Genomic DNA, 18,519 nt, shown 5'->3' on the forward strand with positions numbered 1-18,519 from the left:
TTGTGGGACCGAGCGCCTCGCTGCGGCCTGGCATCACCCGGTTGCCGCCTCCGGGGCCCCTGAGGGCTATGTTCAACTGGCAGTTAAGCTACCCAGGGCCTCCCGATTCCGCAACCCCCGGCGATCAGGTGGCGGGAGCGGCCGGGTACAGGGCCCGATACAGCGCCACGTTGCGCTGGATGGTGCGGACGTAGTCGCGGGTTTCCTTGAAGCCGATCCGCTCGACAAACATCTCCGGGTCATCGGCGGCGCGGCCCACCGACCAGAGCGGCACCCGGCCGGGGCCCGCGTTGTACGCCGCGAGGGCGCGGACCAGGTCGCCATTGAACCGCTGCAGCACCTGCCCCAGGTAGAAGGTGCCGAAGCGCAGGTTGAGTGCGGGCTCGTCGAGGTGATCCACCCGCCAGCCGCGGACGCCGAGCTGCCGGGCGATGAGCCGGCCCGTGGCGGGCATCACCTGCATGAGCCCGCGGGCACCCACCCGCGAGCGCGCCCCGGCATTCCACGCCGACTCCTGCCGGATGAGCGCGGCCACCACCAGCGGATCAACCCCGATGGCCCGGGCCTCGGCGGCCAGGTTGTCCTCATAGTGGCGCGGGTAGAGCAGCCGGTAGGTGCGCGCATCGCGTGGGGCGCCGCGGGCCAGGGCCGCGCGCGCGCTGGCAATCGACGCGTCCGGGTCGCCGAGGCGCCGGAAAGCATCGGCCACCGAGAGCAGGCGCTGCGGGGAGCGGACCCGCTCGGCCGTGAGCCAGGCGCGCTCCCACGACGCTTCCTCGACCATGCCCGCGGCCTTGAGCAGGCCGATCCGGCTCATGGCGCTGTCGACATCGAGGAAGTGGGTGAATCGGTCCGGCGCCGCGGCCGGCTGCCAGCCGGGGCGGCCGAGGCGGGCCGCGCTGGCGTAGGCGTAGTAGGACACGGAGTCGCGCGCCATCACCGACTGCCACAGCAGCGTGGCGCGGCTCGTGTCGCCCGCCTCACGCAAGGCGCGTGCGGCCCAGTACCCCGCCGCGAGGCCATCGGCGCCCGCGTCGAGCTGGTGGATGCGGCTCCACTCCGCGGCCGCCTGGTCGATCCGCCCTTCCTCATACAATGCGAGCGCGGCGAGGAATCCCGCGCGGCCCACCGAGTCGGCGTGCGGATAGCGGGTGACCAGCGCCAGCCACGGTTCGCGCGCGTCGCGGTGCGCGCCGTCGTCCCAGGCGAGGCTGCCGCGCAGGAAGAGCGCACGCGGCGTCAGGACCGAGTCGTCGGGGACGCGCTGCAGCAGCCGGGTCAGGGCGGCGCGGGCGGCGGTGCGTTCACCGAGGCGGGCCCGGGAGGCGGCTTCGCCGTACAGCGCGTCGGCGCTGAGCGGGGAGGTGGCCGGGATCCGGTGGAAGGTGGTGATGGCCTCGCGGTGCCGGCGGAGCGAGGCCAGCGCCCGGGCATAGGCCAGGAGGTCGGCGGGCTCAGCGGGGCCGCGCCGCACCGCCCGGGAGTAGAGCAGGGCCGCCTCGAGCGGGAGCCCAGACCGGCCGGCCAGCCGCGCCACCTCGAGCGCCTCCTGTGGCGTCAGCACGACAGTGGGTGAGGCGAGGAACTTGAGCGCTTCCTGCGCCGCCGGGGTGCCAGCGCGCTGTCGCGCGAGGCGCAGCAGGCCGTCGCGGAGGCCCCGGCGCTGGGCGTCGGTCCGCGCCTGTCGCAGCCGGAGCCGGGTGGCGTCAGTGAAGAGGCCGAGCGAGTCGAAGGTGCGCGCGGCGCCGGCGAGGTCGCCGTCGCGCTCCCGCGCGGTGGCCTCGGTGACCCCGATCCGTGCCCGGACCACCGGCAGCTGGATCCGGGCGTAGAGGTCACTCCGCTCGAGGGAATCCGCCGACAGCGCGGCGGCGCGGAGCAGCAGCCAGTCGGCGATCTCGGGGGCGCTGTCGGCGGCGGCGCGCAGGTGCACGCCCGCGTCCGGCCGCCGGCTCTCGCGCGCCCGGGCCAGCGCGGCCCGCACCGGTGCCGGATCGCCGCCATCATCCGCGAGGAGCGGCAGCGGGGCGGCGCCGAGCAGGCCGGCGAGGAGCAGGAGCGGAAGACGCGCGCGGGTGGAGATCAACGGAATTCACCCAGTCGAGGGAGGCCGGGAACCGTGAGCGCAGGAGCCATGCCAGTGCGGACGTACCGAACATAGGGCGATCTGGCGCCGGACACCACCAGCGGGACCCCCGGGTGCCGTCTATCTTTGCCCGCCATGACCAGCCCGCTCTTCCATTGGGACGCGGTCCCCCTCGTCCTCGGGGCGCTGCTGGGGCTGACCGCCGGCTCCCGCCGCTCGGCCGCCCGTGTGATGGCCGGGCTGGTGCTGCTCGGGCTCGCGTTCGCGGGCATCCGGGTGGCCACGGCGGGGGCGATGCCCTTCAGCGCGCTGGCGCGGTCGTTCCAGGTCGTCACCCTCGCCCTCCTGGCGGGTGGTGGTCTGCTGCTGTGGCGGTCACGGCCCGTGCTGGCCGATGCCCCGGTGGCCACACGGCCCGCATCCGACATCGATGCTCCGGCGTTCCTCGTCCACCTGCTCGCGGCGTGCGTAGCCGCCGGCGCACCCCACCTGCACCTCTTCCTGCCCGCGCTGGTGGTGTCGGCGGCGAGCGGCTGGCGCTGGTCGCGCCCCGGCCGATGGCCGATCGTGATCGCCCCGGTCCTGCTGCTGCTCTGTGCCTGCTGGTACCTGCTCGCCCGGGTGGCCGGACCGCTCCCGCTCGCGCTTGCGATGCTCGGGGAGGCACCGTACAGCGCCGCGTTCGAGCTGGGCATGGCGGCGGCGCTGCTGGGGTGTGCCGGGGTGCTGCTCGGGCTCGCCCCCTTCCATATGATGGGACGTGGCCCACTGACCCCGATTCTCGGTGGGCTGCTCCTGGTCCGGGTGGTGGCGGTGGCGCTGCCGGGCGGGCTGGAGCACTGGCAGCCCGTGGCGTATCCGGTGGTGGTGCTGACCGCGGTGTTCGCCGCGGCCCGGCGCCGGGACGACCTGGCGCTGGTGGCGCTCGCCGGCGTCGGCCTCCTCTCCAGCGACCCGACGGCGGGCTGGTGCGGGCTGGTGGTCCTGGGCCTCGCGACGGCGCTGCGGGGCCTCGACTGGCTGGTCGGCGGGGGCCGCCGACTGAGCGGTGCGGGGCAGGGGCTCGTCGGGACCATGGCACTGGCCGCCGCCGCGGCGCTCGCGCCGGCACTGGCGGGCGGCCTCTCCGCCGAAGCGATGTACACCGCGGTGACGGTCCTGCTGGCCGCCGTGGCGTTCGCGCGGGTGCAGGGTTCGGCGGTCACGCGTTGACCCCGATCCGTGGCCCGTGGATATTTGGCGACATGCGTACCGGTGATTCTCGTCATGCTCCGGAGCGCAGGCGCTTCCTCGAGACCGCGGGTGCGGTCGGGGCCCTGTTCCTGATCCCCACGCCGGGCGCACTGGCCCGGTCCCAGTTCTTCCCTCGCAAGGACACTCCCATGGCGCACACGCTGCCGCCGCTGCCCTATGACTACACCGCGCTGGAGCCGCACATCGACGAGCAGACGATGCGGATCCACCACGACAAGCACCACGCCGCCTACGTCAACAACCTGAATGCCGCCCTCGAGGGCCACGCGGAGCTGCAGGCGAAGGGCCTCGACGCCCTGATTGCGCACCTCGACGCGGTCCCGGAGGGGATCCGGACCGCGGTGCGGAACAACGGGGGTGGCCACCACAACCACACCCTGTTCTGGGAGATCATGGCGCCGGGCGGCGCCAAGGAGCCCACCGGGGCGCTGGCCGAGGCGATGACCAAGACCTTCGGTGGCTTCGACAAGTTCAAGGAGGCCTTTGCCAAGGCGTGCACCACCCGCTTCGGCAGCGGCTGGGCGTGGCTGGCGCGCAAGCAGGATGGCACGCTCGAGGTCTACAGCACCGCCAACCAGGACAGCCCGGTCATGGAGGGGAAGACGCCTCTGCTCGGCTGTGATGTCTGGGAGCACGCCTACTACCTGAAGTACCAGAACCGCCGGCCGGACTACGTGAACGCCTGGTGGAGCGTGGTCAACTGGACCGAGGTCGGGACGCGCTACGGTCGCTGAGCCGTGCTGGACCCGCGCGCGCGATCGCGCGCGCGGCTGGACGCGCGCACTCTGGTGCGCGCCGGACCTGCGCAAGGATCTCCTGGATGTCGATGCCCGCCGTGGGCGCCCCCGCCCCCGACTTCACCCTCGCCTCCACCAGCGGCAGCACGGTGACCCTCTCCGCCCTCCGCGGCCGGAACGTGCTGCTGGCGTTCTTCCCGCTGGCGTTCACCGGCGTGTGCACCAGGGAAGTCTGTGCGTTTACTGAGGACTACGCCCAGTTCCAGTCGGCCGACACGGTGGTGCTGCCGATCAGCGTGGACTCGGTGCCCACGCTCAAGGAATTCAAGGCCAAGGAGAAGCTCGGTGTGGAGCTGCTGAGCGACTTCAAGCGCGAGGTGAGCCGCGCGTACGGCACGCTCCTGGAAGACAAGTTCTTCTCCAATCGCGCGTACGTGGTGATCGACCGGACCGGCACGGTGCAATGGACCTTCGCCGAGCTGACCCCGGGCACCCGCCGGGAGAACACCGAGCTGCTGGCGGAGCTGCGCAAGCTGGGGTGAGCCCCGCCGGCCGCCTCCCGGGACCGCCGACCGCGCGTCGCAGTTGACTCGGTCGGCGGTCCTCTGCTTTTTCCCCCCGTCATGCGCACCGATTCGCTGGTCCTCCTCTCCCGTCCCGACAAGTGGTATCTCGGCGCCGGCGACGGCCTGGTCTGGGCGCCGCCCTTCCCGGCGTGGCACGACACCCCGGGCTTCTGGGACGACGCGCACCTGCTGCAGTACCCGGTGGGGCCACTGTTCACGGTGAGCTTCGTGGAGGCCGGCGGGGAGGCCCTGCCCGCGCGCGCCGACGCCACCCACTGGACGCCCGCGCACCTCGCGCTCGACTACCTGCTCGCGCCCGGCCTGCACGCGCGGGAGGTGCGGAGCGCGCCGGGGGAGCGGTGCCTCGCCTCCGAGTGGCACCTGGAGAATCGCTCCGGGCGGAGCTGGGAGTTGCAGGTGGTGCAGTGGACCGCGGTGGCGGGCGAGTCGGTGCCGGACGACGGTGTGGAGCTGGCGGGGGAGGGACTCCGCCTGCGTCGCCAGCTGCGGGACCGGAAAGACCAGGCGGTGGAGGTGTGGCTGCAGTACGGCCTGGGCCCGCGGGCCGTGCGCCGGGCCGCCGTCCGGTCCGAGCACTCAGGACCCACGCCGAACTTTACGCTGACCCCATTCTACGACCGGTGGACGGTGGCGGGCGGGATGCGGGAGGAGATCCATCTCGGCGGGATCGACCGCCGCGGGCTGGTGTACCTGGGCCTCAGCCGCCGGCTGGTGGTGCGGCGGCACGCGAGCGCCCGCTTCGTGGCCACCGTGCAGGTGGAGGTGGCGCCGGCCGCGGGCAGCGCCGTGCCGGGCCCGGCAGCCGTCGCGGTGCGTGGCTCGCCGAGCGGTCGGGCAGTACGCCAGTGGAAGGCCTTCACGACCGAGGTGCCGCGGTTCCGCTCCAGCGACGAGCACTTCAACCGCTACTGGTGGTACCGCTGGTACGGGTTGCGCCTCAACCGCGTGCCCGCCGGTCTGGGCCAGTACCGGCACCCGACGGTCTGCGAAGGCATCGGCTACTTCCACCAGCCGATCAGCTACTCCACCATGTGCCACATCCGGGAGCTGCGCTGGTGCGGCACGCCCGCCTGGGCCCAGGGCGTGGCGCACACCTTCCTCGACCGCCTGCGCCCCGACGGCTCCATGCCGGGCCGGGTGTACCTGAACCATCTGGTGCAGCCCGACTTCTACCACGCGGACTGGGGCGGGGCGGTCGCCGACCTGCTCGACTCCCACCCCGACCCGGCCTGGCTGGCGGCGATCACGCCGGCCCTGGCGGCCTACGGGGAGTGGCTGGTCCGCACCCGCGACGCCGAGGGCAGCGGGATGATCGACGTGGTGGACCAGTACGAGACCGGGCAGGAGTACATGTCGCGGTACGAGGCGGTGGACCCCGACGCCGACCGGTACGGCTGGGAGAATCGCCTCCGGCTCAAGGGCATCGACGTGACGCTCTACGCCTGGCGGTTGTTCCAGCTGCTGGCGGAGCGCGGCCCGGATGCCGGGACGCGGGCCACGTGGGCCGGGCGGGCGGCGCGCACCGCGGCCGCCATCCGCGAGCGGATGTGGGACCCGGGGCTCGGGATGTTTTCCGACCTGGACCCCGCCACGGGCGAGCGGACCCGGGTGAAGGCGGCGGTCTGCTTCTATCCCTACCTCACCGACCTCGCGGGGCCCGCCCACCTCGAGGGGTTCGGGGCGCACCTCTTCGATCCCGCCGAGTTCTGGACCCCGTTCCCGGTGCCCAGCTCGAGCGTGGACGACCCGCGCTACAGCCCGGACGCGGAGTGGAAGGGCAAGCGCCACGTCTGTCCATGGAACGGACGGGTCTGGCCCATGACCAACAGTCACGTCATCGACGCGCTGGCGCGGGTGGTGCGCCTGCACCGGCCCTCCTGGGCGCCGCAGCTGGTGCACCTGCTGCGACAGTTCGTGCGGATGATGAGCGTCGGGGGTGATCCGGCACGGCCCAATTGCTTCGAGCACTATCACCCGGTGACAGGCCGGGGCAGTGTGTATCGTGGCATCGACGACTACCAGCACTCCTGGGTCAACGACCTCCTGGCCCGGCACGTCGCCGGCCTGCTGCCGCGGGGCGCGGAGGGGATGCTGGTGGATCCGCTGCCCTTCGGCGGGCGCACCGAGCTGCGGGGCGCGGTGGTGGCGGGGCACGCGGTGGACGTCGCGGTGCAGGACGGGCGCTTCGAGGTACGGGTCGAGGGGCGGAAGGCAGGGACGGGGCGGGTGGGCCGCGCGCTGGAGGTGCGGTGGTAAGGCGGGTCGCCCTGGTCAGCGCGGGGGACGAAGGGCGGGCGGCGGCGGAGTGGCTCGGTACGCTCGAGGGGATCGCGGTGGACCTTCACGCGGACCTCGGCGCCGTGGCCCTGCAGCCGGTGGACCTGCTCTGGGTGCACGCGATCCTCCCGGGGGCCCGTCCCGACCTGCCGCGCTGGCTGCGGGCGGGGGGCCGGCTGCTCTGCACCCTCGACGCGGCGCGGCTGCCCGCGCGTCTCGGTCTCGAGCCCACCCCTCCCGACGAGCGGCGTGAGGCGGAGTGGTGCCACGCTGCGGACGAGTTCTGGCTCGAGGAGTACCGCTCCTTCCTGGCCTTTCCGCACCTCCGGGGCCTCGGCGCCTTCGGACCCCATCCGCTCTTTGACGGCCTGCACCAGGGCGCCTTCACCTGGGCGCCAGCCGAGGGCGAGCGCTACACCGCCGTGAGTTACCGGCGTACCCGCCCCGCGCGGGGCCGGGTGGTGGCGGTGGAGCGCTCGTTCATCCACCTCAATGCCGAGCGCGCCGTGGCCTGGGAACAGGCGGTGGACGATGGCGGGCTCCTCTGCCTCGGCGCCTACGTGCCCCTCGCCGCCCCCGACCCGCTCCTCGCCCGCCAGCTGCGCGCCGTGCTGGCCAACGCCATCCGCGGCGACGCGATCCCGCACGCCACCCGGGCGGCCGCGGCGACGTGGTGGCCGGGGCCGCCGGTGGAACGACAGCAGGAGCTCGACCTCTTCCCCGAGGCGTCCACGCCGGATGCGCCCGCGACGCCGGGCGGCGGCCCCCGCCGCCCCGGGGCCGACGCTGCCGGCGCCGTATGGGACGAATGGCCGCCCTCCGCCTCTCCCCTGACGTCCGAATCCCCGGCCCGGAGCGACGAGCCCTGGACCCTGGCCGGCCGCCGCGTGCTGGCGGTGGGCCGCGAACGCGGCGGGCTGCAGGAGGCCTGGATCCACCCCTATCGCATGCTCCGTGAGGCTCGGCTGCTGGTGGATGGGCGGGACCCGGAGGTGCTGAGCGTCCGCGTGGCGCCGGACGAGGTGGTGCGGGTGCTCCGCGCGGGCAACGTGGAGCTGACGGAACGGGTGAGCACCGCGCTGGAGCAGGGCCTGCTGTTCTACAGCCTCGTGGCCGACCTGGGGATCCCCCTCGCGCTCTCCTGGTCCACCGACTTCCGGCGGATGTGGCCCTACCCGGCGGGCAGCTCGCGCGTGGCCGTGCTGGCTACGGAGGAGCAGCGGCTCCGGCTCGGCCTCAGCGAGGAACCGCCGGTGCTCGAGGTGCGGGGCCTCCCGGCGCAGCTCGAGCTGACGGGCACCGATGCGCCCGAGGGGGCCGGCGTCGTGGCGCGGGGCGCGGGCCGCCTCTCGCTGGTCTTCGCCGGCGGGAGCGATGCCGCGGAGGTGGACCGCGCGCTCGACGCGCTGGACCGGCGGAAGCTGCGCGCCATCCGGCAGGAGCGGATCCTCCACGCCCGCCGGCTCGAGGAACGGATCACCCGGCTCGAGACGCCGGACGCGACCCTCGACCGTGCCTTCGGGTGGGCCAAGGTCCGGATGGACAGCTTCCTGGCCGAGACGCCGGGGGTGGGGCGCTCGCTCCTGGCGGGGTACGCCGCCAGCCGGCCGGGGTGGGGCGATGGCCGCCCGGGCTATGGGTGGTACTTCGGGCGCGACGCCTGCTGGACCGGCTTCGCCACGCTGGCAATGGGCGACCGCGAGATCGCGAAGGACACGCTCCGCTTTCTGGCCCGGACGCAGGATGTCTCCGGCAAGGTCATGCACGAGTGCACCACCAGCGGGCTGGTCCACTACGACGCCGCCGACAGCACGCCACTCTTCCTGCTGCTCTGCGGGCGATACGCCGCCTGGTCGGGCGACCTCCCGTTCCTCGATCGCCTGTGGCCGTCCGTGCTCGCGGCGTACCGCTTCTGCCTCGAGACCGACACCGATGGCGATGGCCTCATCGAAAACCACCGCGTCGGCCATGGGTGGATCGAACATGGGCCGCTCGGCGGGCTGCACGTCACGCTCTACCTGGCGGCCTGCTGGCTCGCGGCCCTCGAGGGGCTCGCGCCCGTCGCCCGCGCGCGGGGCGAGACCGCGCTCGCCGACGAACTGCAGGAGCGGGCCGCGCGCGCGCGCGCGACGATCACCGCGCGGTTCCGCACCCCGGATGGCTGGGCCCTGGGACTCGAGGCGGACGGCACCCCCCGGGAGCACTGCACCGCCATGCTCGCCGTGCCGCTGCTGCTGGGCGCGGTCCCCGCGGCGGACGCAGCGGACTGGTACGCGGCGGTGGCCGGCCCTGACTTCAGCGTGCCCTGGGGAGTCCGGATGATCGCCGCGAGCGACCCGCTCTTCGACCCGGCGGGCTACCACCAGGGCGCGGTGTGGCCGCTCTACACCGGCTGGGTGTCCCTGGCGGAGTGGCGCGCCGGGCGCGGCGCCGCGGCGCTGGCGCACCTGCGCGCCAACGCCGCGCTGGCCGACGAGCGCGCCCGCGGCGCCTTCGATGAAGTGCTGCACGGCATGGAACGGCGCGCCGCGGGGATCTGTCCCGACCAGGCATGGTCGGCGGCGATGGTGGTCGCGCCGGTGGTCGAGGGGCTGTGGGGCATCGCGCCGGACGCGCTCGCGGAGGCGGTGCGGGTGGCGCCGTGGCTGCCGCCGGCGTGGAGCGAGATGGCGCTGCGCGGGGTGCGAGTGGGCGCGACGACACTCGACCTGCGCCTGCGCCGCCGGCCCGGCAAGGTGGTGCTGCGGGTGGAGCGGGCCCACGGCCCCCGGCTACGGATCCTCGCCGCCCGCCCGCCGGGCGCGCCCGACGGCCCCATTCTCCTCAACGACGAACCGCTCGGCGGTGGCCGAGCGGTCTTCGAGACGGGCGAGCACGACGAGGTGGCATTCCTCGACTGACCGCCTACCGCGTGGTGTTGATCACCAGCATGCGCGGCTCACTCATCTCTTCCATGGCGTAGCGGACCCCCTCGCGGCCGAAGCCGCTGTCCTTCACGCCGCCGTAGGGGAAGTTGTCCACCCGGAGCGTGGGGAAGTCGTTGGCGATCACGCCGCCCACCTCGAGGCCATGGAACGCCTGGTGGATCCGGTTGACGTCGTGGGTGAAGACGCCCGCCTGCAGGCCGAAGTCGGAGTCGTTCACGGTGGCCAGCGCCTCCGGCCAGTCGCGGTAGGGCGCCACGATCGTCACCGGGCCGAAGACCTCCCGGCACGACACCTTGGCGTCCCGGGGGACGCCGGCCAGCAGCCCCGGGGTGAGGACGTTGCCGGCGCGGGTCGGCGAGAGCAGCGCCTCTGCGCCCGCGCGGATGGCCTCGTCGGTCCAGGCCTGCACCCGGTCGGCGGCGCCGGCATCGATCATCGGGCCGACCACGGTCTTCGGGTCGAGCGGGTCGCCACAGGGGAGCGCCGCGGAGGCGGCCACCAGCTTGCGCACGAAGGCCTCGTAGATCGGCTGGTGCACCAGCACCCGCTGCACCTTGATGCACACCTGGCCGGCGTACGCAAAGGCGCCGAGGGCCAGCCGCTGGGCCACCCAGTCCAGGTCGCCGGCATCCTCATGCACCACGGCGGCGGCGTTGCCGCCGAGCTCCAGGCAGACCTTCTTCTTCCCGGCCACGCTCTTGAGGTGCCAGCCCACCACGGGGCTGCCGGTGAAGGTCAGCATGGCGAACCGGGGCTCGGTGGCGAGCCGCTCGGCCACCGGGATGGGCAGGTGGAGCACGTTGTAGGCGCCGGCGGGGAGGCCGCAGTCGGCGAGGATGCGCCCGAGCCGGAAGGCGAGCTGGGGGCACTGCGGTGGCGGCTTCACCACCAGCGCGGAGCCCACGGCGATGGCCGGCGCCACTTTGTGGGCCAGCAGGTTGAGCGGAAAGTTGAAGGGCGTGATGGCGCTGATGGGGCCCACCGGGAAGCGGTGCACCGTGCCGGTGTAGCCCACGGTGCGGGGATCCACGTCCAGCGGGACCACCTCGCCGCCGAACCGGCGGGTCTCGTCGGCGGCAAGGGAAAAGGTCATCACCGCGCGGTCCACCTCGCCGAGCGCCTGGCCGATGGGCTTGCCACAGCTCACGGCGAGTTCCTCGCCGAGGGACTGCCGCTCCCGGGTGAGGGCGTCGGCGATGCGGGTGAGCAGGTCACGGCGGGCGTGGCGGGGCAGGGCGCGCATGGCGCGATAGCCGGCCTCGGCCGCGGTGATGGCGGCGTCGAGGTCGGCGGCGGTGGCTTCCGCCACCCGCGCGGCGGGCTGGCCGGTATAGGGGGCCAGCACGGGGGTGAGGGCGCGACCGCCGGGCGGCAGCGCGGCGCCGTTGATCCAGGGCGTGAGTTCAGGCGTGGCAGTCATGACAGCAATCTTGCGCCGGGGTCCGGCGACGGCAACTTACAGGCGGCATGGCCTCCATCACCCTGCAGGACCTCACCCGCGTCTACCCTCCGGCGGTTCCCGCGCTCACCGACTGCACCTTCGAGGTCGCGGACGGGAGTTTCGTGGTGCTGCTCGGCCCCTCCGGCTGCGGCAAGAGCACCGCGCTGCGGCTGGTGGCGGGGCTGGAGCTGCCGGACCGGGGGCGGGTGCTCATCGGCCGCCGCGACGTGACCACCACGCCGCCGGGCGACCGCGACCTGGCGATGGTCTTCCAGAACTACGCGCTCTATCCGCACCTCACCGTGCGCGAGAATCTGGCCTTCCCGCTGCGGATGCGCCGGGTGCCCGCCGCGGAGCGCGGACCCCGCATCCGCCGGGTGGCGGAGCTGCTGGGCCTGGGCGAGCTGCTGGAGCGGCATCCCGCGCAGCTCTCCGGCGGCCAGCGGCAGCGGGTGGCGCTGGGCCGCGCGCTGGTGCGGGAGCCGGAGGCGTTCCTGCTCGACGAGCCGCTCTCCAACCTCGACGCCGCCCTCCGCAGCGAGCTGCGCGGCGAGTTGCTGCGGGTGCAGCGGCAGCTGCACGCGACCATGCTGTACGTGACCCATGACCAGGTCGAGGCGCTCACGATGGCCGATCGCATCGTCGTGCTGCGCGCGGGGCGGGTGGAGCAGCAGGGGACGCCCGCGGAGCTGTACGACCGGCCGGCCACGACCTTTGTGGCGCGGTTCCTGGGCGCGCCGGGGATGAACCTGCTGCCGCTCGACGTGGAGCTGCCGGGCGCCACGCTGCTCGCCGGCGCGGCGCCGGCCGGGGCCACGACCTGCGGTCTCCGCCCCGAGGCGCTGCGGCTCGGGCCAACCGGCGCCGAGGGACAGGTGACCCTGGTAGAGCGGCTGGGGAGCGAGACCCTGGTGCACCTGACGGTGGGCGCTCAGGCCGTCGTGGCCCGGGTGCCGGGGCAGGCCGCGCTCACCCACGGGGCCACGGTGGGCGTCACCGCCGATCCGGCGCAACGGCACTGGTTCGACCCGGCGGGGCGGCGCCTGTCGTGATCCGCGCCGCCCTGGTGCTCCTGTGCTGTGCCGGCTGCGGCCCGCCGGCGGGCAGCACCCTCCGGATCTCGTCGTGGGCCGACGACATGGAACAGCGCATCGAGGCCCGGAACCTCCGCGCCTTCGAGGCCGCGAACCCCGGGGTGCGGGTGGTGAACGACGCCATCAGCACCCAGGCGGAGTACCGCGAGCAGGTCCTCACGTCCATCGCGGCCGGCGCGCCGCCGGACGTCTTCTTGCTGGACAACATCGACGTGCCCGCCTTTACGGACCGCGAGGTGCTCCTCGACCTGGCCCCCTATGCCGCGCGGGTGGGACTCGACACCGCCGCCTGGGAACCCCAGGTCCGCGCCATCTTCTCGCGGGATGGCAAGCTGGTGGCCTTTCCCAAGGGCTACAGCCCGATGGTGGTGGTCTACAACCGGCGCCTGTTCCGCGAGGCGGGGCTCACGCCCCCCAGCGGGGACTGGACCTGGGACGAGTTCCTAACGGCGGCGCGTGCGCTCACCCGTGACACCGATGGCGATGGCACGGTGGACCAGTGGGGCACGGTGTTCGACCGGCGGGTATTCCTGTGGATCCCCTGGATCTGGTCCGGCGGCGGGGACGTGCTCTGCCCCGACGGCCGCTCGGCCTCGGGGTGCCTCGACAGTCCGGCCACCCAGCGGGCGCTGCAGTGGTACCTCGACTGGGTCGCGCGCGACAGCATCGTGCCCCGCGTCATGACGCTGCGCCGCAGCCTCGGCGACCAGTTCCGGCTCTTCAACTCCGGGCGGGTGGCCATGCTGACAACGGGGCATTTCTGGCTGCCCCGGTTCCGTCCCTACGTGCGTGACGGCCGGCTCGACATCGGCTTTGCGCCGATCCCCCATGCCGCCGGCGTGGCGCCCGCCACCGTGGTGTACGCCTCGGGCTGGGCGGTGCCCGCCACCGTGGCGCGGCGACGCCTGGCGGTGCGGCTGGCGGCGGCGCTCGCCGACACCGCGGCGCAGCGGATACGGGTGGAGCAGGGACTCGAACTGTCGGCGGTGAGCCGCCTGGCCGCCGAGGTGGCCGCCGCGGACAGCCTCGGCTGGGAGCAGGTCTTCCTGGCGGCCATGCCGGGGGCCCGGGTGCCGTGGGGCGCGCGGGTGCGCGGCTGGCGCGAGGTGGAGCACCGCCTGCCGCAGGCCCTCGACGAGGTGCTGCTGGCCGGGAGGCCGCTGCACGAGGCGCTCGCCGCGGCCGCGGCCGACATCGACCGGCTGCTGGCGGAGACCGAGCGATGAGCGCCGCCCGCTGGGCGGTGGGGCTCGGGCCGGCGGTGGCCCTGTTCGCGCTGGGCGGGCAGTGGTACTCGGCGCGCGCCGTCGAGGAGGCGGTGCGCGATGAGGCCAATCTGGCCCTCGCGCGGCACGGGGCCGCGTACCTCGCCGTGGTGACGCCGCCCGGCGGGGTGAGCTATGACGCCCGGCGCCTGCTCTCGGGCGCCAACGCGCTGGCGAGTTCGTCGGCCTGGCCGGGCGGCTTCCAGCTGTCCTTCGGGCAGGCGCCGCTCCTCAGGGACACGATCGGGCTCCTGCCACTCCCGGACTCGCTGATCCGGGGCCTGGAGCAGGGGAGCGAGGGCTTCATCGCGACACACGCCCGCAGCCGCGTGGCGGTGGTGCCGTTCCTGGACCGGGACCAGTGGACCCTCAAGGGCTGGGCCGCGGCCTGGGACACGGTGCCCGGCCGCGTGTTCTCGGTGCACGCCGGGCTGCTCACCATCCTGGCGGCGCTGCTGGTGGTGCTGGTGGGCGTGGTGGCTGAGCGCGGTGGTCGGGAGCGCTGGGCCCGGAGCCTCCCGCTCCTGGCCGGCGTCGCCGCGGTCCTGCTGGCCCTCGACCTCGGCGTGAGCGCGCGGCGCACCGCGGTCGAGGCCACCGACACCCGGTTGGCCACGCTGGCGCAACTGGTGCAGATGGCCGCGACGGCCCCGGGGGTGACCCAGTCACGGCTGCCGGAGATCGGCGCGGGCGCCGCGGTCCAGGGCCTGCCGCGGCCCACGGAGACCGGCGTCATTGCCCGGGAGGACAGCGCCGGCGTGCTCCGGGCGCGGATCGTGGCGGCCACGCCCCGGACCCAGCGCGGGCTGGCCTTCCAGGTACGCCCTTACGAGGCGGACCTCGGCACGCTGCCCGCCGAGCTGCTGGCCTGGGCGGCGCTCGCGGTGCTGGCCCTGGCCTTCACGGGCTGGGCCGGGCGTGGCGGCGCCAATCCGGCCCGGTTCGAGGCGACCCTCGCGGCCTGGGCCTTCCTGGCGCCAGCGCTGCTGCACCTCTTCCTGTTCTCCTTCCTCCCCGCCTGCTTTACGCTGGTGCTGGCGTTCCACCGGTGGGATCTCATCGGGGAGGCGCGGCTGTTCGTCGGGCTCGACAACTTCCGGACCATCCTCGGCGACGGCCGGTTCCTGCACTCGCTGGGCGTGACGGCGCTGTACGCCCTGCATGTCCCGGTGACGGTGGTGCTGGCCCTGGTGGCGGCCGTGGTGCTCGACCGGTCGGGGCTCCAGGTCCGGGTGCTTCGCACGCTGCTGTTCATTCCCTTCGTGAGCTCGGTGGTGGCGGTGGCGCTGGTCTGGCAGTGGATCTACCAGCCCGACACCGGCCTGCTCAACACCCTCCTCCGGACGGCCGGGGTGGCGGGACCGGACTGGCTGGGCGAGCCGCGGACCGCGCTGCTGTCGCTCATGCTGATGTCGGTCTGGGTGCAGGTGGGCTACCAGATGGTGGTCTTCCTGGGCGGGCTGCAGGCCATCCCGGGCCACTACCACGATGCCGCCCGGATGGACGGGGCGGGGCCCGTGGCCCGGTTCCTCTGGGTGACGCTTCCGCTGCTCCGCCCCACCGTCCTCTTCGTGCTGGTCACCGGCATCATCGGATCGTTCCAGGTCTTCACCTATGTGGCGGTGATGACCGAGGGGGGGCCGCTGCAGGCCACCGACGTGGCCGTGTACCGGATCTACCAGGAGGCCTGGGAGTTCCTCCGCTTCGGCACCGCGAGCGCCATGAGCCTGGTGCTGCTGCTCCTGCTGCTGGGGCTTACCTGGCTTCAGTTCCGGTGGCTCGGCCGCCGGGTGGAACTGGTGTAGCCGATGTCGCCCCGGCGCGCGTTCGGATGGGTGGCGGCGGCGCTGCTCGGCGCGGCCATGCTCGCCCCCTTCGCGGTGATGCTCTCCACCTCGCTGATGGACGAGTTCGAGGTGTTCCGCCAGCCGGCCCCGCTGCTCCCCGCCGTGCCGCAGTGGCGCAACTACCCGGCGGCGCTCACGGCGCTGCCGTTCGGGCGGTTCTTCGCCAACACCCTCGTTTTCGCGGGATGGGTGGTGCTGGGACAGGTCGCGACCTCGGCCGCGGCCGGGTACGCCTTTGCCCGGCTCGAGTTCCCCGGCCGGCGGCGGCTCTTCGCCGCCACGCTGGGCCTGCTGATGGTGCCGGGGGTGGTGCTGCTGATCCCGCGCTTCCTGCTGCTCAACCGGCTGGGGTGGGTGGACTCGGTGCACGGCCTGGTGAGCACCGAGCTGGTGTCGGTGTGGGGCATCTTCCTGCTGCGCCAGGCGTTCCAGGCGGTGCCCCGGGAGCTCGAGGACGCCGCCCGGCTCGACGGCGCGAGCGAGTTCGCGGTGTTCCGCCACGTGGCGCTCCCGGCGGTCCGGCCGGCGCTCGCCACCCTGGCGCTGTTCGCCTTCGTGGACGCCTGGAAGAGCTACCTCTGGCCGCTGATCGCCACGCGATCGCTCGACCGGCGCACGGTGGAGGTCGGCGTGGCGGCCTTCCATGGCTTTTACGCCAGCAACTGGCCCTACCAGATGGCGGCCGCGGTGGCCGCCGCGCTGCCGCTGCTGCTGGTCTTTCTGCTCGCGCAGCGGTATTTCATTCGGGGGATCCAGCTGACGGGCTTCCGCTGACCGAGGGGTGGAGGGGCATGCACGGAGTCGAGCAGGGCGAGGGACTGGCGCTGGTGGGGCGGATCGCGCGGCTGCTCAATACCGGGCTGGCGGCCGAGGAGACCCTGGGCACGGTGGCGGAGGTGCTCCGGGCCGGGCTCGGGGCGCAGGCGGTGCAGCTGTGGCTGCGCGAGCCGAACGCGACCACCCTGCGGGCCATCACGGCGCCGGTGCCCGCGGCGGGGCGGCGGACCAGCCGGTCCTTCGCCGTGCTGCCCGACGTGGCCCCCGAGACCCTCCGCCTCCCGCTGCTGCACGAGGGGGAGCGGCTCGGCGTGCTCGAAGTCACGCCCGCGAGCGTGGGCGACGGCGCGCTGCTCCCCATCGTGGCCGACATCCTGGCCCCCTTCCTGGCGTCCATCGAGCTGTCCGAGGACCTCGCCTACGAGGTGGCGCTCCGCTCCCGGGAGATCGAGGAACAGCGCCGCTTCATCACGCTGGTGATCGACTGCCTGCCGGTGGGCCTCTACGTGGTGGACCGCGAGTACCGCATCCAGATCTGGAACCGCAAGCGCGAGATGGGCACCCAGGGCCTGCGCCGCGACGAGGTGGTGGGGCGCCCGGTGTTCGACGTGCTCACCCGGCAGAACGCCGAGCAGCTGCGGGAGGAGTTCGACGACGTCTTCCGCACCGGGCAGGGGCGGCAGATGGAGCTCGAGGTGGCGGTGGGCGGGGAGACCAAGTACTACCGCATCAGCAAGATCCCGATGCGGCAGGACGGCGAGACGATCACCCACGTCATCACCATCGGCGAGGACGTCACCGAGGCCCATGTGGCCGGGCAGCGCATCCTGCAGAGCGAGAAGCTGGCGGCCATCGGCCAGCTGGCGGCGGGGATCATGCACGAGATCAACAACCCGCTGGCCACCATCGGCGCCTGCGTGGCGGCGCTGGAGAACCGGGTGGAGGACGACCTCCCGGCCGGCCAGCGGGCGGGGATGCAGGAGTACCTCGAGATCATCGACAAGGAAGTGCAGCGCTGCGAGGGGATCGTGGACGGCCTGCTCGACTTCAGCCGCCCCAAGGGCAAGGCCAAGGGCCCGGTCAGCGTGACCGCGATCGTCGAGGACACGCTGTTCCTGATCAAGCACCACGAGCGCTTCAAGCGGATCGAGATGACCCGCGACCTGTGCGAGACGCTGCCGATGGTGCACGCCAACGCCGAGCAGCTGATCCAGGTGTTCATGGCCATCATGCTGAACGCGCTCGACGCCATGGAGCACGGCGGCAGCCTCACGGTGCGCACCCTGCCGGGCACCGTGCACGCGGACGAGGTGGAGATCCACATCGCCGACACGGGGGTGGGCATCCCGCGCACCGAGGTGGCCAAGATCTTCGAGCCGTTCTTCACCACCAAGCCGCCCGGCCGCGGGACGGGGCTGGGCCTGTCGGTGTGCTACGGCATCGTGGCGGAGCACGGGGGCCGCATCGAGGTCGAGAGCCAGCCCGCGCGCGGTTCCACGTTCCGGGTGTTCCTGCCCATCGCGCGGCGGTCCGCCCCGCTCGAGCCGGGGGCGCCGGCATGAAGATCCTCCTGGTCGAGGATGACCGCACCGTGGGGCAGTACGTGCACCGCGGCCTGACGGAGCAGGGCTTCCAGGTGGAGCTGGTGGCCGACGGCGCGGAGGCACTGGAGTCGGCCACGCACGGCAGCTTTGACCTGCTCGTCCTGGATCTCCGGCTGCCCGGCATGACCGGCCTCGAGGTGCTGCGGACCCTGCGGGACCGCGGCAACACCATGCCGATCCTGGTCCTCACGGCGCAGGACGCCCTCGACTTCAAGGTCCAGGCGCTCCGCTCCGGCGCCGACGACTACGTGACCAAGCCGTTCGCCTTCGAGGAGTTGCTGGCGCGGGTGGAGGCGCTGGGCCGCCGGCCCAAGCAGCTGGCGCCCCGCGCCCTCCGCATCGGCGATCTCGAGCTCGACCTCGGCACCAGGGAGGTGACCCGCGCCGGGCGCCGGCTCGAGCTCACGCCCAAGGAGTACGCCGTCCTGGAGTACCTGATGCGGCACGCCGGCCGGGTCATGTCCCGGACCCTCATCACCGAGTACGCCTGGGACTACCACTTCGACCCGGGGACCAACATCGTCGACGTGGTCATCAACCGGCTCCGCAAGAAGGTGGACCAGGGCCAGGCCACCCGGCTCATCCATACCGTCCGCGGCGTCGGGTACGTGATCAAGGCCTAG

Annotated in this window: 13 protein-coding genes; 11 read left to right on the plus strand and 2 right to left on the minus strand. The window is 73.5% G+C overall.

The features are described 5' to 3' along the window. Positions 1-124: 124 nt before the first annotated feature. Positions 125-2,086, minus strand: coding sequence for a lytic transglycosylase domain-containing protein (locus IPJ95_08440; protein MBK7923645.1), 1,962 nt, complete (start codon positions 2,084-2,086; stop codon positions 125-127). 135 nt (positions 2,087-2,221) lie between these two features. Between IPJ95_08440 and IPJ95_08445 the strand changes: the two genes are divergently transcribed. The 5 genes from IPJ95_08445 (at position 2,222) to IPJ95_08465 (ending at position 9,841) form a co-directional block, all read left to right on the plus strand. Continuing rightward, the gene (locus IPJ95_08445) at positions 2,222-3,298 is read left to right on the plus strand and encodes a hypothetical protein (protein ID MBK7923646.1); all 1,077 of its coding nucleotides are present in this window, start codon (positions 2,222-2,224) and stop codon (positions 3,296-3,298) included. Between the two features lie 170 nt (positions 3,299-3,468). Next, the gene (locus IPJ95_08450) at positions 3,469-4,074 is read left to right on the plus strand and encodes a superoxide dismutase (protein MBK7923647.1); all 606 of its coding nucleotides are present in this window, start codon (positions 3,469-3,471) and stop codon (positions 4,072-4,074) included. Positions 4,075-4,160: 86 nt separating this feature from the next. Next, positions 4,161-4,619 carry a redoxin domain-containing protein gene (locus IPJ95_08455; GenBank protein ID MBK7923648.1) on the plus strand — a complete coding sequence of 153 codons (459 nt, stop codon included), beginning with the start codon at positions 4,161-4,163 and terminating at the stop codon, positions 4,617-4,619. Between the two features lie 81 nt (positions 4,620-4,700). Next, positions 4,701-6,920 carry a hypothetical protein gene (locus IPJ95_08460; protein MBK7923649.1) on the plus strand — a complete coding sequence of 740 codons (2,220 nt, stop codon included), beginning with the start codon at positions 4,701-4,703 and terminating at the stop codon, positions 6,918-6,920. Beyond that, positions 6,914-9,841 (plus strand): hypothetical protein, encoded by a 2,928-nt coding sequence (locus IPJ95_08465; GenBank protein ID MBK7923650.1) that lies wholly within the window; start codon positions 6,914-6,916, stop codon positions 9,839-9,841. Before IPJ95_08460 ends, IPJ95_08465 begins: the two co-directional genes overlap by 7 nt. 4 nt (positions 9,842-9,845) lie before the next feature. Here the strand turns inward: IPJ95_08465 and IPJ95_08470 are convergent, their stop codons facing one another. Beyond that, on the minus strand, positions 9,846-11,288 hold the full coding sequence (locus IPJ95_08470; GenBank protein ID MBK7923651.1) for an aldehyde dehydrogenase family protein: 1,443 nt from the start codon (positions 11,286-11,288) through the stop codon (positions 9,846-9,848). Between the two features lie 47 nt (positions 11,289-11,335). Between IPJ95_08470 and IPJ95_08475 the strand changes: the two genes are divergently transcribed. From IPJ95_08475 to IPJ95_08500, 6 genes are read left to right on the plus strand one after another with little or no spacing between them, the layout of a single operon-like run. After that, the gene (locus tag IPJ95_08475; protein ID MBK7923652.1) at positions 11,336-12,361 is read left to right on the plus strand and encodes an ABC transporter ATP-binding protein; all 1,026 of its coding nucleotides are present in this window, start codon (positions 11,336-11,338) and stop codon (positions 12,359-12,361) included. Then, complete coding sequence (locus IPJ95_08480; GenBank protein MBK7923653.1) at positions 12,358-13,629, plus strand: sugar ABC transporter substrate-binding protein; 1,272 nt, start codon at positions 12,358-12,360, stop codon at positions 13,627-13,629. The genes IPJ95_08475 and IPJ95_08480 overlap by 4 nt, the downstream gene beginning before the upstream one ends. Next, positions 13,626-15,473, plus strand: coding sequence for a sugar ABC transporter permease (locus IPJ95_08485; GenBank protein MBK7923654.1), 1,848 nt, complete (start codon positions 13,626-13,628; stop codon positions 15,471-15,473). The genes IPJ95_08480 and IPJ95_08485 overlap by 4 nt, the downstream gene beginning before the upstream one ends. Positions 15,474-15,476: 3 nt before the next feature. Beyond that, positions 15,477-16,289, plus strand: coding sequence for a carbohydrate ABC transporter permease (locus IPJ95_08490; protein MBK7923655.1), 813 nt, complete (start codon positions 15,477-15,479; stop codon positions 16,287-16,289). A 17-nt stretch (positions 16,290-16,306) separates the two neighbouring features. Continuing rightward, the gene (locus IPJ95_08495; GenBank protein ID MBK7923656.1) at positions 16,307-17,854 is read left to right on the plus strand and encodes a PAS domain-containing protein; all 1,548 of its coding nucleotides are present in this window, start codon (positions 16,307-16,309) and stop codon (positions 17,852-17,854) included. Next, the gene (locus IPJ95_08500) at positions 17,851-18,519 is read left to right on the plus strand and encodes a response regulator transcription factor (protein MBK7923657.1); all 669 of its coding nucleotides are present in this window, start codon (positions 17,851-17,853) and stop codon (positions 18,517-18,519) included. Before IPJ95_08495 ends, IPJ95_08500 begins: the two co-directional genes overlap by 4 nt.

This window comes from Gemmatimonadota bacterium, from assembly GCA_016713785.1.
Taxonomy (GTDB): domain Bacteria; phylum Gemmatimonadota; class Gemmatimonadetes; order Gemmatimonadales; family GWC2-71-9; genus JADJOM01.

Coding starts and splice junctions, on each gene's coding strand:
- IPJ95_08445 (MBK7923646.1), top strand. CDS start 2,222: ATGACCAGCCCGCTCTTCCATTGGGACGCGGTCCCCCTCGTCCTCGGG.
- IPJ95_08500 (MBK7923657.1), top strand. CDS start 17,851: ATGAAGATCCTCCTGGTCGAGGATGACCGCACCGTGGGGCAGTACGTG.
- IPJ95_08455 (MBK7923648.1), top strand. CDS start 4,161: ATGTCGATGCCCGCCGTGGGCGCCCCCGCCCCCGACTTCACCCTCGCC.
- IPJ95_08450 (MBK7923647.1), top strand. CDS start 3,469: ATGGCGCACACGCTGCCGCCGCTGCCCTATGACTACACCGCGCTGGAG.
- IPJ95_08490 (MBK7923655.1), top strand. CDS start 15,477: ATGTCGCCCCGGCGCGCGTTCGGATGGGTGGCGGCGGCGCTGCTCGGC.
- IPJ95_08470 (MBK7923651.1), bottom strand. CDS start 11,288: ATGACTGCCACGCCTGAACTCACGCCCTGGATCAACGGCGCCGCGCTG.
- IPJ95_08475 (MBK7923652.1), top strand. CDS start 11,336: ATGGCCTCCATCACCCTGCAGGACCTCACCCGCGTCTACCCTCCGGCG.
- IPJ95_08495 (MBK7923656.1), top strand. CDS start 16,307: ATGCACGGAGTCGAGCAGGGCGAGGGACTGGCGCTGGTGGGGCGGATC.
- IPJ95_08485 (MBK7923654.1), top strand. CDS start 13,626: ATGAGCGCCGCCCGCTGGGCGGTGGGGCTCGGGCCGGCGGTGGCCCTG.
- IPJ95_08460 (MBK7923649.1), top strand. CDS start 4,701: ATGCGCACCGATTCGCTGGTCCTCCTCTCCCGTCCCGACAAGTGGTAT.